Origin of the sequence: Rhizobium sp. N731 (assembly GCF_001664145.1) — a bacterium.
Classification (GTDB): domain Bacteria; phylum Pseudomonadota; class Alphaproteobacteria; order Rhizobiales; family Rhizobiaceae; genus Rhizobium; species Rhizobium esperanzae.
Genome location: NZ_CP013601.1, coordinates 209,074 through 224,361, shown reverse-complemented (window position 1 = coordinate 224,361; position 15,288 = coordinate 209,074). Strand labels below are relative to the sequence as shown.

At 61.4% G+C, this 15,288-nt stretch carries 16 protein-coding genes; 7 read left to right on the top strand and 9 right to left on the bottom strand.

Annotated features, from left to right (window positions below):
- Window positions 1–10 precede the first annotated feature (10 nt).
- The 8 genes from AMK02_RS01080 to AMK02_RS01045 all read right to left on the bottom strand — a co-directional run bounded on the left by AMK02_RS01080 (window position 11) and on the right by AMK02_RS01045 (window position 7,834).
- Window positions 11–1,018 (bottom strand): type II secretion system F family protein, encoded by a 1,008-nt coding sequence (locus tag AMK02_RS01080; protein WP_064800297.1) that lies wholly within the window; start codon window positions 1,016–1,018, stop codon window positions 11–13.
- A 4-nt stretch (window positions 1,019–1,022) separates the two neighbouring features.
- A complete protein-coding gene (locus AMK02_RS01075) occupies window positions 1,023–2,498 on the bottom strand; it encodes a CpaF family protein (protein WP_064800296.1) in 1,476 nt (491 codons plus the stop codon).
- Window positions 2,499–2,530: 32 nt separating this feature from the next.
- Window positions 2,531–3,808, bottom strand: coding sequence for an AAA family ATPase (locus AMK02_RS01070; RefSeq protein WP_064800295.1), 1,278 nt, complete (start codon window positions 3,806–3,808; stop codon window positions 2,531–2,533).
- A gap of 14 nt (window positions 3,809–3,822) precedes the next feature.
- On the bottom strand, window positions 3,823–4,581 hold the full coding sequence (locus tag AMK02_RS01065) for a CpaD family pilus assembly protein (protein ID WP_064800294.1): 759 nt from the start codon (window positions 4,579–4,581) through the stop codon (window positions 3,823–3,825).
- On the bottom strand, window positions 4,578–6,074 hold the full coding sequence (locus AMK02_RS01060; RefSeq protein ID WP_064800293.1) for a type II and III secretion system protein family protein: 1,497 nt from the start codon (window positions 6,072–6,074) through the stop codon (window positions 4,578–4,580). Before AMK02_RS01060 ends, AMK02_RS01065 begins: the two co-directional genes overlap by 4 nt.
- A 12-nt stretch (window positions 6,075–6,086) precedes the next feature.
- On the bottom strand, window positions 6,087–6,902 hold the full coding sequence (cpaB, locus tag AMK02_RS01055) for a Flp pilus assembly protein CpaB (protein ID WP_064800292.1): 816 nt from the start codon (window positions 6,900–6,902) through the stop codon (window positions 6,087–6,089).
- 109 nt (window positions 6,903–7,011) lie between these two features.
- Entirely contained in the window at window positions 7,012–7,524 is a 513-nt protein-coding gene (locus tag AMK02_RS01050) for an A24 family peptidase (protein ID WP_064800291.1), read from the bottom strand.
- A gap of 124 nt (window positions 7,525–7,648) precedes the next feature.
- Window positions 7,649–7,834, bottom strand: coding sequence for a Flp family type IVb pilin (locus AMK02_RS01045; RefSeq protein ID WP_064800290.1), 186 nt, complete (start codon window positions 7,832–7,834; stop codon window positions 7,649–7,651).
- Window positions 7,835–8,213: 379 nt separating this feature from the next.
- Between AMK02_RS01045 and AMK02_RS01040 the strand changes: the two genes are divergently transcribed.
- The 7 genes from AMK02_RS01040 to AMK02_RS01010 all read left to right on the top strand — a co-directional run bounded on the left by AMK02_RS01040 (window position 8,214) and on the right by AMK02_RS01010 (window position 13,973).
- Complete coding sequence (locus tag AMK02_RS01040; RefSeq protein WP_020920118.1) at window positions 8,214–8,624, top strand: pilus assembly protein N-terminal domain-containing protein; 411 nt, start codon at window positions 8,214–8,216, stop codon at window positions 8,622–8,624.
- A 385-nt stretch (window positions 8,625–9,009) separates the two neighbouring features.
- Window positions 9,010–9,645 carry a TadE/TadG family type IV pilus assembly protein gene (locus AMK02_RS01035; RefSeq protein ID WP_064800289.1) on the top strand — a complete coding sequence of 212 codons (636 nt, stop codon included), beginning with the start codon at window positions 9,010–9,012 and terminating at the stop codon, window positions 9,643–9,645.
- Window positions 9,645–10,226: a TadE/TadG family type IV pilus assembly protein gene (locus tag AMK02_RS01030; RefSeq protein ID WP_064800288.1), complete on the top strand. Its 582-nt coding sequence runs from the start codon at window positions 9,645–9,647 to the stop codon at window positions 10,224–10,226. Before AMK02_RS01035 ends, AMK02_RS01030 begins: the two co-directional genes overlap by 1 nt.
- A gap of 103 nt (window positions 10,227–10,329) precedes the next feature.
- Entirely contained in the window at window positions 10,330–11,550 is a 1,221-nt protein-coding gene (locus AMK02_RS01025) for a phosphopentomutase (RefSeq protein WP_064800287.1), read from the top strand.
- Window positions 11,547–12,515 carry an adenosine deaminase gene (locus tag AMK02_RS01020; protein WP_064800286.1) on the top strand — a complete coding sequence of 323 codons (969 nt, stop codon included), beginning with the start codon at window positions 11,547–11,549 and terminating at the stop codon, window positions 12,513–12,515. The genes AMK02_RS01025 and AMK02_RS01020 overlap by 4 nt, the downstream gene beginning before the upstream one ends.
- Before the next feature lie 131 nt (window positions 12,516–12,646).
- Window positions 12,647–13,276 carry a uracil phosphoribosyltransferase gene (gene upp, locus AMK02_RS01015; protein ID WP_020920114.1) on the top strand — a complete coding sequence of 210 codons (630 nt, stop codon included), beginning with the start codon at window positions 12,647–12,649 and terminating at the stop codon, window positions 13,274–13,276.
- A gap of 127 nt (window positions 13,277–13,403) precedes the next feature.
- Complete coding sequence (locus AMK02_RS01010; RefSeq protein ID WP_064800285.1) at window positions 13,404–13,973, top strand: TIGR02281 family clan AA aspartic protease; 570 nt, start codon at window positions 13,404–13,406, stop codon at window positions 13,971–13,973.
- Between the two features lie 6 nt (window positions 13,974–13,979).
- On the opposite strand, the gene deoA is transcribed toward AMK02_RS01010, so the two are convergent.
- Window positions 13,980–15,287 carry a thymidine phosphorylase gene (gene deoA, locus AMK02_RS01005; RefSeq protein ID WP_064800284.1) on the bottom strand — a complete coding sequence of 436 codons (1,308 nt, stop codon included), beginning with the start codon at window positions 15,285–15,287 and terminating at the stop codon, window positions 13,980–13,982.
- Window position 15,288 lies beyond the last annotated feature (1 nt).

The following is a 15,288-nucleotide window of genomic DNA, read 5'->3' as shown; positions in this document are numbered from 1 at the left end:
TTCTCTCCCGCTAGATGTCGAAATTGACCATGTTGCGCATGACGAGGATGCCGATCGACATCCAGACCGCCGAGGCGCCCATGATGAAATGGCCGCGCGGATCGGTGAAAAGAACGATCATGTAGTTCGGCGACGTGAGGTAAACGAGGGTCGCGACGATAAAGGGCAGAGCGCCGATGATGACGGCGGACGCCTTGGCTTCCATCGACAGCGCCGAGACCTTGGCCTTCATCTTCCTGCGCTCGCGCAGCACCTTTGACAGGTTGCCGATCGCTTCGGAGAGATTGCCGCCAGCCTGTGACTGGATAGCGATGACAATCGCGAAGAAGTTAACTTCCTGGAGCGGCATATGGAGCGTCATGCGGGCGCAGGCGTCGGGAATGCTGAGGCCAACCTGCTGAGCTTCGATCACGCGGAGGAACTCGCTCTTCACCGGCTCAGTGCCCTCAGTGGCGATGAGGCGGATCGCATCGTTGAGCGGCAATCCCGATTTGATCGAACGGGTGATGACATCGAGCGCATTGGGGAATTCGTTGAGGAACTTATTCTGGCGGCGCTTGATCAGGAAACCAATGACCCAACGCGGCAGACCGAGTCCGGCCACGAAAGCGATGCCGATCATGACCAGCCACGACGCGCCGATGATGAAAGCCATGAACAGCAGCACCGAAGCGAAAATGGCGCTGAAGAGATAGAACTGCGTCAGCGTGATCGTCAGGCCGGCCTGCACCAGCCGCGATTTCATCGACAGGGTCTTCTTGGTCTTTTCGTTCTGGCGCTTTTCCAGATCCTTCAGGTTGTCCTGCACCGATTTGCGCCGCTTCGACATCTCCTGCACCCGGTCGCGGGCGGCCTTGACCTTGGCGCGGTCGACCTCGGCCGATTTGACACGGTTGATGCGGCTTGCCGATTTCTTGTCGGCCTCGATCCGGGAAAACAACAGGGCATAGGCGACCGCCGCTGCGGAGACAGCGGCGAGGATGACGATTGCCAGGACTACCGGATCGAATCCGAACATCACCCTATTCCTTCGATTTCGCTTCCATCGCGTCGAGGGCGCCGGCCAGGCGCTTTTCCTCGTTGAAGTAACGAGCCCGATCCCAGAAATGCGGTTTGCCGACGCCGGTCGACATGTGCCGGCCGATCAGTCGGCCGCCCGCATCCTCGCCATCGATCTCGTAGCGCATCAGATCCTGGGTGATGATGACGTCGCCTTCCATGCCGATCACCTCGGTAATCTGGGTAATGCGGCGCGAACCGTCGCGCAGTCGTGCCGCCTGGATGATGACGTCGACGGAGGTAGAGATGATCTCTCGGACCGTCTTTGCCGGTAGCGAGAAGCCGCCCATGGCGATCATCGATTCGATGCGGCTCAGGCATTCGCGCGGCGTGTTGGCGTGGATCGTGCCCATCGAGCCGTCGTGACCGGTGTTCATCGCCTGCAAGAGGTCGAAGACTTCAGGTCCGCGCACTTCGCCGACGATGATGCGTTCGGGACGCATGCGCAGGCAGTTCTTGACGAGATCGCGCATGGTGATCTCGCCCTCGCCTTCGATATTCGGCGGACGCGTTTCGAGACGCACGACGTGCGGCTGCTGCAGCTGCAGTTCGGCCGTGTCCTCGCAGGTGATGACGCGCTCGTCGCGATCGATATAGTTGGTGAGGCAGTTCAGGAGGGTCGTTTTGCCCGAACCCGTGCCGCCCGAGATGATGACGTTGCAGCGCACGCGCCCGATGATCTGCAGCACGGTCGCGCCTTCCGGCGTGATCGCGCCGAAACGGACGAGCTGATCGAGCGTCAGCTTGTCCTTCTTGAACTTGCGGATGGTCAGCGCCGGTCCGTCGATCGACAGCGGCGGCGCGATGACGTTAACGCGCGAGCCATCGGGCAGGCGCGCGTCGCAGATCGGGCTCGATTCATCGACGCGGCGGCCGACCTGGCTGACAATGCGCTGGCAGATGGAGAGAAGCTGCGCATTGTCGCGGAAGCGGATTTCCGATTCGATCGTCTTGCCGCCGACTTCGATGAAGGTCTGGCCGGCGCCGTTGACCATGATGTCGGCGATGTCGTCGCGCGCCAGCAACGGCTCCAGCGGACCGTAGCCCAGAACGTCGTTGCAGATATCCTCGAGCAGTTCCTCCTGCTCGGAGATCGACATCGCGAAGTTCTTGATGGTGATGATGTCGTTGACGATGTCGCGGATTTCCTCGCGCGCGCTTTCGCCATCGAGCTTGGAGAGCTGCGAGAGATCGATCGTGTCGATCAGCGCGGAAAAGACCTGCTGTTTGGTGTCGTAATATTCGTCGGTGCGAACCGGTCGCTTGCGCTGCGGCGCCTGCATCGGCGGCGGCGTCACCTGCTGGCGCGAGGATTCGCGCTGGGGTTCGACGAGGACGGCAGGAGAAGAGGCCACGGCGGCGGCGGCCGGGGCCGGCGGCGGAGGAGCAATCGCGCCTCCGGCCTTTCCGAAACCTTCGTTTCCGCGTTTTCCAAACATGCCGCTTAATCCGATCTCTTCATTCTGGTGATCTATTTCCGCTTCAGGAGGCCGAGCAGGCCGCCCTTCTTCGCCTTCTTGATGGCGACCCGGCCGGTGACGATGTGCGATATCTGCGAAAAGGTTTCGGCCGTCGGCGACTTCGGATCGACTTCCGAGATCATCCGGCCGCTGTTGGCGGCGTTGCCGAAGAGGTTGATGTCAAAGGGAATGATCGCGATCGGATCGGCCTCCAGCGGCTCGCAGAAATCCGACGGCGATATCTCCGGACGTTTCGGCATGCCGACCTGATTGAGGATCAGATGCGGCGGCTTGTCATTCGGCCGCATCTTGCGCAGCGCGTCCAGCATATTTTTGGTGTTGCGCAGGTTGGCAAGGTCGGGAACTGCGGTGATGACCACTTCGTCGACACTCGCCAGAACCGAGCGCGTCCATTCCGACCACGCGTGCGGAACGTCGAGCACGGTGACGGGCGCGCTGCGCTGCAGGACGTCGAGCACCGGCTGGAAAGCCTGGCCATCGAAATCATAGGCGCGGTCGAGCAGCGAGGGTGCGGCAAGCAGGGAAAGGTGCTCGGAGCATTTCGTCAGCAGGCGGTCGAGAAAGACCTCGTCGAGCCGATCAGGCGCAAAGACCGCTTCGGCGATGCCTTGCGCCGGATCCTGGTCGAAGTCGATATTCGCCGTGCCATAGGGCAGGTCGAGATCGGCGAGTATAGTCTCGGTGGAGAAAAGATTGGAAATGCCGAAAGCGCAATTATGCGCGATGGTCGAGGCGCCGGTACCGCCTTTCGAGCCGATGAAGGCGATGCTGCGGCCGAGCGGCTCGGCTTCCGGATCAACGAAGATCGAGGCCATTGCCGTCAGAATGTCGGGCATGGCGACCGGCTGAACCATATATTCGGAAATGCCGTTGCGGATGAGTTCGCGATAGAGCCCGATATCATTGTAGTAGCCGACGATCACGACCTTAGTGGTCGGGTCGCAGACGGCGGCGAGCGGCGCAAGTTCGCCGAGCAGGCTTCCGGAATTGGCTTTGGTCTCGAGGATGATCAGGTTCGGCGTCGGCGCGGCGGCGAACATATTGGCGGCAGCGGCTATGCCGCCGCTGGTGATGCGCATGCTTACCTTCGCCATGCGCCGATCATTGGCGCAGCGTTCCATGACATGCTGCAGGGCCTCGCTCTCGCAGAAGGCGTGAACGGAGATGCGCGGCAACGGCCGCATAGCTTCCAAATCCGCCATCCGCACCGCCTCTTCGGCGTGGTGAAGTTCGCTGGGGTTGCTGATTTCGTATTCGATCGCGCTCATCGTCCGGTTCCGCCTCAGAAGCTGCTGTCGCTGCCGGCGACATCCTCGATCGTCGTTGTCGTCGTCCGGTATTCCTGGATGGCGTTGTTGCGCCGCTGTGCATCGATCGGGGTCATGCCACGAGGCGCCACCAGGTCCTCCGGATTGGCGATCTGGGCGGCGAGGTTGTTCTGCGAGGCGCAGCCAAAATTATAATAGTTCTGATTGGCGAGATCGTTCGAGATATCCTTCGGCCACTGGCCGCATTGCGTGGTGATCGCGGTCGTACCGGTAAAGCTCAACCGGATCGGCGCCGCATCGCCGGCACCGGCAGCGGCATAGGAGGTATTGATGATTTTCGAGCTCGCGATCCCTCTTGTCGTCAGTTCGGCACGCACCTGATTGCGCAGCAGATAGGCGGCCGCGGAATTGGGCGAACCTTCCGGCGACAGGACGTAAACCGGGCCCGACGCGCGTGAAATGTAATTGGCAGCAAAGCCGCGGATGAGGTCGCGCTGGGCGATGGTCAGGCGGCGGTCGGTCGAGGCGACGGGTATATCCACCGTCTGCTCGGCCTCGGTGACGATGATCGGATGGCGGGCGCGGTAGTCGTCGGGAATCCCGCCTGTCGTCAGCTGGTCATGCGGACCGGCACATCCGGAGAGGATCGCCACCGACATGACCGCCGTGGTAAAAAGCGCCCTGGAGTAACCGAGCTGGTGTGTCGTCGCATTGATGTGGGCCATCGCCTGATCTCTGTTTTGTGCCATTGCTGCCGATCGTGCCCCGCTCATTTGTAGATGAACCCGATCGAGCCGTGGAACTGCGCGTCGGCGACGGGTGCCTCGCGGCGGCCATAGACCTTGTTCACACGGTTGAGGAAGAAGGTTGCGCCGTCATTCTCAGGGCTGAAATTGTCATCCGGCCGGTTGAGCTGATTGCGCGCCACCGGACGCACCAGGTAGGGTGTGGCGATGATGACAAGCTCGGTTTCCTGACGTTCGAAGCCCTTCTGGCGGAACAGCGTGCCGAGCAGCGGGATCTTCGAGACGCCGGGCGTGCCGCCCATCGTCTGGGAAACATTGTCGCGGATCAGGCCGGCCAGCGCGATCGAGCCGCCGGAGGGGAGTTCCACCGAGGTCTCCGCCGAGCGGCGCTGATAGGTGGCGTTGCCGCTGCCGGCCACCGGCTCGGAGACGTTGGTCTTGATCTCCAGGCTGATGCGTCCAGACGACAGCACCACCGGTTTAAAGGCAAGGTTGATACCGTAGTTGAAGGGAACGACGGTGACGTTGCCGTCATTGTCGGTCGTCGAATAGAGTTGCTGGCCGCCGGAATTGAAGGTTGCCGCCTGGCCTGATATCGCCGTCAATGTCGGCTCGGCCAGGGTCCTGACCACCTTGGCCTGCTCCAGCGCGTTGAGATAAGTCGAAATGTCATATTTGCCGATCGAGCTCTTGAAGAGAGCCGCCAGGCCGCCGCCGACGGTGGCTGTGGCGCTGTCAGCGCTCGGAGCACCAAGCTGAGCAACCGTCATGCCGGAAGAATTGGAGACGAGATTGTCGAAGCCGAGTTGCTTCAGGACCTCGCGGCGAACCTCGGCGATCGTCACCTTGAGGGTGACCTGGTCCTCGCCCTGGATCTGCAGGAGGTTGACGACCTGCGACGTCTGGCGGCCTTCGGCAAAGAGCGCCACCGAGCTGTCGCCGCCGGTGCCGGATGCCGTCTCGGTTCTCGTCGTCGCTTCGCCGCCCTTCAGGAAGACCTGCGCTAGATCGGCCGCCTGGGTGGCATCCTGCGGGGTGCGCACGGTGCCGGTCAGCACGATATTGTCGGAGACGATTTCGACTTTGATGTTGGAGTCGGGAATGAAGCGGCGGAGATTGGTTTCAAGACCGGAGACATCGCGCTCGATCTCGATGTCGAGATTGACGACCTCCTGCCCGCCGGCGCCGAAGACAAAGATATTCGTCTGGCCGACCTTCTTGCCGAACAGGTAGATGCGCCGCGAAGTGCGGGTCACGGCATCGGCCATTGTCGGGTCGGAGACGAGGATATCATGGGCATCCTCCGGCAGATCGACGACGACGGCCTTGTTCAGCCCGAGCTTCAGTCGGCGATGGGCGTCGGGGCCAGTTTGCGAGATGCGGACAAGGCTTTCCGCGGCACGCGCCTCACTGACAACGAGAAGCGGTCCGAAAGAGGCCGGTGCCATGCCGGTCGCGCCGACTGCCAGCGAGAGGCAGCCTGTCAGGAGAAGCTTGGCGCGCCGTGTTGAATTACCCATTTGCACGTCCCTTTACTCCGCCTTCGGCGCTGCGCCGGCATCCGTCACGATGGAGCCCGACTTGATGACCTGAATGATCGCGCTGCCGTTGTCGCCGCTCAGCAGATAGTCCGCCGCACTGGTATCCTGCTCCTGCGCATCGGCGACGGAGCGCAGAGCGAGCGAAAGCCGGTCAGCCATCTGCTGGGCAACGGCGAGAACTTTCGTCTGGTCCGGGGTCAGCTCGAGCGTTGCGGTAGTGCCGACCACCGTCTTCGAGCCATCGTCCTTTTCCTGGATCTGCTGGTCGATGGCGAGAACGCGCACATTGCTCAGCACCGTCTCGGTGATGAGCTTGTTGGCCTCGGTACCCTTGCGGACCATGATGACATCGACGCGATCGTTCGGCAGGATGAAACCGCCGGCGCCCGTTGCCACAGATATCTCAGTCGCAACGGCGCGTTTGCCGGCCGGCAACAGCGAGGACAGGATGCGGCTGCTGGAATCGGCGACTTTTTCAGGCCGGATCGGCTCGCCTTCGAAAATCGGCAGACGCACGACGGCGCCCTGCAGATCCTTGATTGCATCCGGCTTGTCAGCCTCGGTGATGAAGCCCTGGACCACGCCGCCCTGCGGCCAGGCCATCCAATGCACCGTGTCGTCGCCCAGCCTTGCTCCGACCGGCAGATTTTTGCTCGAAACGAGGATGTTAACGGTGGGTTCTTTCTCGATAACCGACTGCACCCGCGTGACGACGCCACCACTGCCGCTCATGCGCATTGCCAGGAGCCCGGCGAGGCCGGCTGCCGCCACGGCGACAGCGAGAATTATAAGGCGGGCCGGTTTCATCGATCATTCCCCAGGGCACGATATGTTCGCCCTGCAGAATGCTCAGCAATTGGTGTAATTATGGTTAATGGAATGCTTACATTTTAAGTTAACGGGCATTTAAAATGCGTTATTTCAGGCTTTCCAGTGCAGCGATGAAGAGCGGCGAGGACGGGAAGGCCATGTAGCCGCCGATCGCGATGGCGATGCCGTAGGGGATCTTCTTGGCGAGCAGCAAAGAGTTCGGCACCGGCAGTCCGATCGCAAGGATGGTATTCGACTGGCCCCTCACCAGCAGGATGAGAAGGGTAAGGAGGCCGCCGATAATGGCAACATCGGTCATCAAGAAAAGCAGGGATTCGTTCAAGCCGAACCAGAGCGCGGTGGCGGTCAACAGTTTTGCGTCTCCGCCGCCCATCACATTAAAGGCAAAAAGAGCGAAGCATGCGGTAAAGAGGATCGCGCCGGCGGCAAGATGCATGCCGATCGCCTGCAGGCCGAGACCAAAAAACGGCGCCAGTGCGAGGAAAGAGACAACAAGGATCAGGGAAATACGGTTCGGGATCGTCATGGTGAACAGATCCGAGAAGGCCGCCATGGCGAGGCAGAGTGGCAGTATGACAAAGACTGCAGCTGCGATCATGCGTATACCCGATCTTAACAGAATGCGAAAAGGCTCACGGCCGTTCAGCGCGTGAGCCCGCTCGATGGACCAGCCAGATCAGATCCGGCCAGAATCAGGAAAGTGCCGCCTCGCGGCACCTCGATTAGTTCGCCTTCGAAGTGGCGTCGTCCATCTTGGTGCTCAGACCGTTGAACGTGTTGCCGATCTTCTCGCCGAGGGTCGTGGCGCCGGCGATGAGCGCTACGGAAATGAGGGCTGCGATCAGGCCGTATTCGATTGCGGTCGCGCCGGATTCGTCCTTCAGAAAACGGCTAAAAAGCTTGGTCATGGGTACTCCTAACTCCAGTTGATGTTCAGCACGTCCGCCAACTGTTGCCGTTGATCGGATGAACCGCAATCTAATGAATGGGCGTTTCCATCGGCTTAAGAAAAAGAGTTAACCGCATGTGAAAGCCGCCGGAGGCTCCTGCAGGGTAAGCTTTACCTTATTCATTTCGCTCAATATTTAATGATATTCAGAGGTTAACAACGGGATTCATCCGGAAACAGCACAGGCACGGCATCCAGCCGCAACACACCCCGGCCGAAGCCAGTGCCAAATCAGATCATCCTGCTTCACCGCGAAACAGCATGGCGAGATTAAGGCTTCATTCACCATTTTTTTCCATTCTATCGCCTATTGCGCTGTGATCGTGAAAGAGGACCAGATGTCATCGAGCGGCAAAACCATTTTCTTTGCCGGCATGATCGCCGTTTCCGGTATTTCGGGAGTTTCCTCGGCCGCAGACGATGACATGCTGCGCGTCTATATGGATCACGCGCGCGTCTTGAAGCTCGACCGCCCCGTCAGCAAGGTCATCGTCGGCAATGCCCAGGTCGCCGATGCGACCGTAGCCGATGCCAAGACGATCGTGCTGACAGGACGCAGCTTCGGAACCACCAATCTGGTTCTTCTGGACGCTGACGGCAACGCAATCCTGGACGAGCGCATCCTTGTGTCGATAGACGAGGGCAACACGGTGCGCGTCTACCGGCAGACCGAGCGCTCCGTGCTGTCCTGCACGCCCAATTGCGAGCAGCATGCGCAGCAAGCGGCCGCCGGCGCCACGTCACCCTGATCGGCCCGGTTCGGATCTTCTGGCATCAGAGCCTTTCCTGGTCAGATTGAATCATTCTGTTGGCTCAAACGGAGTCGGATGGTCGACCGGCCGGCGCGCGTCGTAGCCCAGCTCTACGGCCAAGCCGGCCGGTCGATCAGCCGGCCCGTTTCAGCCAACCCGAAGGGCCGCGCATCTTTCCGCCAGGATCAGAGGCGATCGGCTCGGACGTACCTGGAGGTATGCCCATCGCCAATCGCCTCTGCCCTGACGCAAACCTGCTCCGGCAGAATGCTTCAATCTGACCAGGAAAGGCTCTTAGTTAAAATCGTCGTATCGGCCTGAAACGGAAAATCAACGAACGGACCCTAGTGTGGCAGGCAGAGATGTCGCTCGGGTCCAGGCAATGACGGTAGTTGATCAGAAGACGGATAGAAAGCGCGCCTTTGCGCCGAACCGTTTCTCCCAGTTTCGCGCTGTCGCCCGCTCGCGCGACGGCGCAGCGGCAATCGAATTTGCCTTGCTTGCCATTCCGTACTTCCTGGTGATCTTCGCGATCCTCGAAACCTTCATCGCCTTCGCCGCCGAAGAACTCGTCTCCAACGCCGTCGATACGATGAGCCGCCGGATGCGGACCGGGCAGATCACCTACAATCTCGGCCGTACGACCGATATGAGCCGGACGCAATTCCGCCAGGCGTTCTGCAACGAGATCTCGATCCTGATCAGCTGCTCGACCAGCGAAGCCGCCACGCCGAGCAAGCTTTACGTGGATGTGCAGACGTTCGGCTCCTTCTCGGCGATTCCGACGACGATCCCCAAGGTTTCCAGTGACCGATATGCCGACATCAATACCGCCGCCTTCAAATATACGCCTGGCGGTGCCGGCACGATCAACATGCTGCGCGCCTACTATCGATGGGAAATCATCACGGATCTGGTCCGGCCCTATATCACGACGATCCGTCCGTCGGACGGTTCGATGCCGACGCAATATCTGATTATCGCCACCTCCGCCTTCCAGAACGAGCAGTATCCATAATGGCGATGCGCAACCCGTTCACCAGACTGGTACAGCAGGCGCGTCGGCTGGCGCGAGAGCGCGAGGGCGCCGGAGCGATCGAATTCGCGATCCTCTTTCCCGTGCTCGTCATGCTCTATATCGGCGCTTTCGAGATTACGATCGGCCTCAGCGTCAGCAAGCGCGCGACACGCGCCGCTGGTTCGATCGCCGACCTCGTCACCCAGCAGCAATCCGTTACGAAGAGCGCACTCGCGCAGATGCCGTCGGTCGCAACGGCGATGTTCGTGCCCTACAATTCAACATCGCTGACGCTGAAAATCACCGGAATTTCAATCGACGCCGGCGCCAATGCGAAAGTACTCTGGTCCTGGGCGCAGGACGGAACGACGCCCTATGCGAAGAATGTGACGGTGAGCGACGTGCCGGCCGATATGAAGACGGCAAACAGCTTCCTCGTTCGGACCGAACTCAGCATCCCTTATACGATGTTTCTGTTCGCTCCGAACTTCATGCCGGATGGGATGCGCACGATTACCATCAGGCGCAGTTACTTCTACCGCCAGCGGCAAGGCGACTCGATCTCCTGCGGCGACTGCTGACCCCTTCCCCGTCTCGAATTTGCCAAGCCAGGCGCGGCACTATATGCGTGGGCTTCAGCCTCCGACGGTCCGGAGGCCGGCGATCGGTCCTTTCGGGGGTAAAATGGCGCGCGCCTTTCTTTTCGTTCTCGATTCCTTCGGCGTCGGCGGGGCGCCGGATGCGGCAGCCTATGGCGACGAGGGCGCCGACACGCTTGGCCATATCGCCGAATTCTGCGCGGCCGGTGCCGGAGACCGCGCTGGGCTGCGCAGCGGGACGCTTTCCCTGCCCAACATGTCGGAACTCGGGCTTCTGCACATCGCCCGCGCCGCCTCCGGCCAATTTCCGGCCGGCATGCCCCTGCCGGAAAAGGTCTACGGCATTTATGGCGCGGCCAGCGAAATCTCTCGCGGCAAGGACACGCCATCGGGCCATTGGGAGATCGCGGGGACACCTGTCAATTTCGATTGGGGTTATTTCCCGACGGAGGGCGACGCCTTCCCGCTGGAACTGATAGAAGCGTTGTGCCGAGCCGGCGATGTGCCCGGCATTCTCGGCAACTGCCATGCCTCGGGAACTGAGATCATCGCCCGTCTCGGTGAGGAGCATATCCGCACCGGTAAACCGATCTGCTATACCTCTTCGGATTCCGTCTTCCAGGTCGCCGCGCACGAAGCGCATTTCGGCCTCGATCGGCTGCTCGCCTTCTGCCGTATCGCCCGCGGGCTGCTCGATCCCTACAATATTGGCCGCGTCATCGCCCGGCCCTTCATCGGCCAGTCGGCGTCCACCTTCCAGCGCACCGGCAACCGGCGCGACTTTTCGGTGCTGCCGCCGGAACCGACATTGCTCGACAGGCTCCTTCAGCACGGCCGGCACGTGCATGCGGTCGGAAAGATCGGCGATATCTTCGCCCATCAGGGAATTTCGCGCGTCATCAAAGCGACAGGCAACGAGGCGCTGATGGATGCGTCGCTGTCAGCGATCGACGCGGCGAACGACGGCGATCTCGTCTTCACCAATTTCGTCGATTTCGACATGAACTACGGCCATCGCCGTGATGTGCCGGGCTATGCCGCAGCCCTCGAAGCCTTCGACGCGCGCCTGCCCGAAGTCCACAAGAAGCTGAAACCCGGCGACCTCGTCGTGCTCACCGCCGATCATGGCTGTGATCCGACCTGGCGCGGCACGGACCATACGCGCGAGCGCGTGCCGATTATCGCCTTCGGCCCCGGCATCCGGTCGCGTTCGATCGGGGTGCGCCGCACCTATGCAGATATCGGCGAAAGCATTGCACGGCATCTCGGCATTCCGGCCGGGCCGCACGGAAGGAGTTTTCTGTGACATCGCATTTGAAGAAGGTCGAGCTGCACTGCCATCTGGAGGGTGCGGCACCGCCAGCCTTGACCGAGGCGCAGGCGCGCAAATACGGCATCGACATCAGCGGGCAGCTTCGCGACGGCGCCTATGTCTGGCATGATTTCGCAAGTTTCCTCGAATGTTACGACAAGGTTTCGGAAGTCTACAAGACCGAGGAGGACTATGCGCTTCTGACCGAAACCTATCTCGATGAACTCGCCGCCATCAACACGATCTACAGCGAACTCATCGTGTCGCCCGACCATGGCAAGCGCATCGGGCTCGGCGCAGATGCGTATATATCCGGCGTCTGTGAAGGCATCCGGCGGGCCAAGGCCAAAAGCGGCATCGAGGCCCGCCTGATCGTCACCGGCGAACGGCATTTCGGTCCGGAGAGCGTGATCGGTGCGGCCGAATATGCGGCAAAGGCCGGCAATCCCTTGATCACCGGCTTCAACCTGGCCGGTGAAGAGCGCATGGGCCGTGTCGCCGATTATATCAGAGCCTTCGATATTGCCCGCGATGCCGGCCTCGGGCTTACCATCCATGCCGGCGAGGTCTGCGGCGCCTTCAGCGTCGCCGATGCGCTCGATGCGGTGCGCCCGGCGCGCATCGGCCATGGCGTGCGCGCCATCGAGGATCTCGACCTGGTGAAGCGGCTTGCCGATCTCGGCACCGTGCTCGAGGTCTGTCCCGGCTCCAATATCGCTCTTCGGGTCTTTCCCGATTTCGCTTCGCATCCGCTGCGCCGGCTGAAGGAAGCGGGGGTGCCGGTGACGATCAGCTCGGATGATCCGCCTTTCTTCCACACGTCGCTCGAGCGGGAGTATGCGCTCGCCGCTGAAGCTTTCGGCTTCAGCGATGCGGAGATCGACGCCATGACGCGCACCGCAATCGAAGCGGCCTTCGTCGACGAGGAGACGCGGAAGACGCTGCTCGCCCGCGTTTGAGGGTGAGAGCCCTTCCTGACCGGGAAAGGCTCCGGAGGTTGGGGAAGATCGGCGCAAATTCGGCTGCACTCTTGCGGTCGGGCCAATTTCCGTGAAAGAAACATTCGATAGAAAGAATGAAAGGCTTCCCCATGGACGGCGTCACGGTCATCGATCACCCGCTTGTGCAGCACAAGCTCACCATCATGCGACGCAAGGAGACATCGACGGGAAGTTTCCGGCGCCTGCTGCGCGAAATCTCCACGCTGCTCTGTTACGAGGTCACCCGCGATCTCGAATTGACCATGGCAACGATCGAGACGCCGCTGCAGACGATGGACTCGCCGATCCTGGAAGGCAAGAAGCTGGTCTTCGCCTCGATCCTGCGCGCCGGCAACGGGCTGCTCGAAGGCATGCTCGATCTCGTGCCTTCCGCCCGCGTCTCGCATATCGGCGTCTATCGCGATCACGAGACGCTGCAGCCGGTCGAGTATTACTTCAAGGCACCGGAAGACGTGGCCGAGCGCCTGATCATCGTCGTCGACCCAATGCTGGCGACTGGCAATTCCTCGATTGCTGCGATCGACAAGCTCAAGGAACGCGGCGCCCACAATATCCGCTTCCTCTGCCTGCTCGCCGCCCCGGAAGGCATCCGCAACTTCCGCGCGGCGCATCCGGATGTTCCGGTCTTCACCGCGGCGATCGACAGCCATCTCAACGAGAAGGGCTACATTATGCCGGGCCTCGGCGATGCCGGCGACCGCATGTACGGAACCAAATAATTTCAGCCTTCCTTTACCAAATCGCAAGACTTTGTGGCCCGGACGGTTCGCTCCGGGCCTTTTTATTATCGATATTAGCAAGTTATCAGGATTTGAGGGTTAGCAAGCTGGAAGCATGAGGCCTCGCATGAAGCGGGGTTTATACAGGAAGGATTTCTGTTTCATGCTCGCGCGTACCGTCATTTTCGCCAGCATCGCCGCGGTGCTGGCCACACAGGTACCTTCCTTCGTTGGAAGTGTCAGCCAGCAACCTGCCGACGGTCTCTCCGCCAATTTCGTATCGGCCGACGCCGGCCAACCCGCTGCACCGGCGCCCGCTTCCGGCACTGGTACGATCCGCCTGCAGGCGGATGCGCAGGGGCACTATACCGGCAGCTTCAAGATCAACGGCAAGCCGGTGCCAGGGCTGATCGATACCGGCGCCACCTATGTCGCCCTCAACGAGACACTCGCGCGCCGGCTCGGCTACACCGCAAATCAGCTCGACTTCCGCTATGGTGTGAACACGGCGAACGGCCAGACGAAGGCCGCGCACGTGATCCTCGATCGCGTCGAAATCGGCGGCATCCGCGTCCGGAATGTCGAGGCCTTCGTGCTCAGGGACGACGCGCTGACGACCACGCTGGTCGGCATGAGCTTCCTGCAGAAACTCGCCTCTTATTCCGTCGCCGACGGCTCGCTCAGCCTCAAACAGTAAACCGCATCAGACCCGGCCTGCAATGACGGAGGCCAATTCCGGCTTCTCGTCAGCAATGCGATAATGCACGGCAAGGGCCGCAGCTGCTTTTTCCGCCGCGGCTTCGTCAGCAGCGTGGACGACAGCGATCGGATCGCCCGCATTGACCCGGGTGCCAAGCGGCAGGAGACCGGAGAAACCGACGCGGTGATCGATCCGATCTGCCGGATGATGGCGGCCGCCGCCGAGATCGATGACGCTGATGCCGATACCCCGCGCGTCGCAGGCGGCAAGCCAGCCGGATCGGGCGGCCGGGACTTCTTTTTCGACCGGCGCCCTGGCCAGGTATCTCTCCGGATTTTCGACGAGATCGGCCGGTCCGCCGAGCATGGATATCATACGCCCGAAGGTTTCGGCCGCCTGTCCCGATGACAGCGCTCGGCGCGCCATCGCATCGGCTTCTTCAGCGGAAGCGGCAATGCCCGATTTCACCAGCATCTCGGCGGCAAAGGCAAAAACCACGGTCTCGAGCCGCGTGCCGGTCTTCCTGCCCGCCAGGAAGTCCAGGCAGTTGCGCATCTCGACGGCATTGCCGGCGCAATCGGCGAGCGGCTCATTCATGTCGGTGATCAAGGCGGATGTCTGCACGCCCGCGCCGTTGGCCACTTCGACCAGGGAATGCGCCAGCATCTTCGCCTGACGGCGGTCGGCCATGAAGGCGCCGTTGCCGAGCTTGACGTCGAGCACCAGCGTCTCGAGCCCGGCCGCGAGCTTCTTCGACAGGATGGAGGCAGTGATGAGCGGAATGGAATCGACGGTGGCAGTGACGTCGCGCACGGCATAAAGCCTGCCGTCGGCGGGCGCCAAGCTTCCGGTCTGGCCGATGATGGCGCATCCCGCCTCCTTCACCACCTTGCCGAAGAGCTCCGCATCGGGGGTGATCCTATAGCCCGGAATGGATTCGAGCTTGTCGAGCGTGCCGCCGGTATGGCCGAGGCCGCGCCCCGAGATCATCGGGACGGCGAGGCCGCAGGCAGCGGCGATCGGCGCCAGCATCAGCGAGACATTATCGCCGACGCCGCCGGTCGAATGTTTGTCGGCGATCGGACGGTCGATGCCAGCCCATTGCAGCCTGTCGCCGGAATTGGCCATTGCCAGCGTCAGGGCCACGATTTCCTCGCCTGACATGCCTTTGAACCAGACGGCCATGGCGAAGGCGCCGATCTGGCCTTCGGACAGCTGCCCGGCGGCCAGCGCTGCGATGAAGGAGCTGATATCGGCGGCGTCGAGTTCCTCGCCATCGCGTTTACGCCGGATGATCTCCTGCGGAATCATC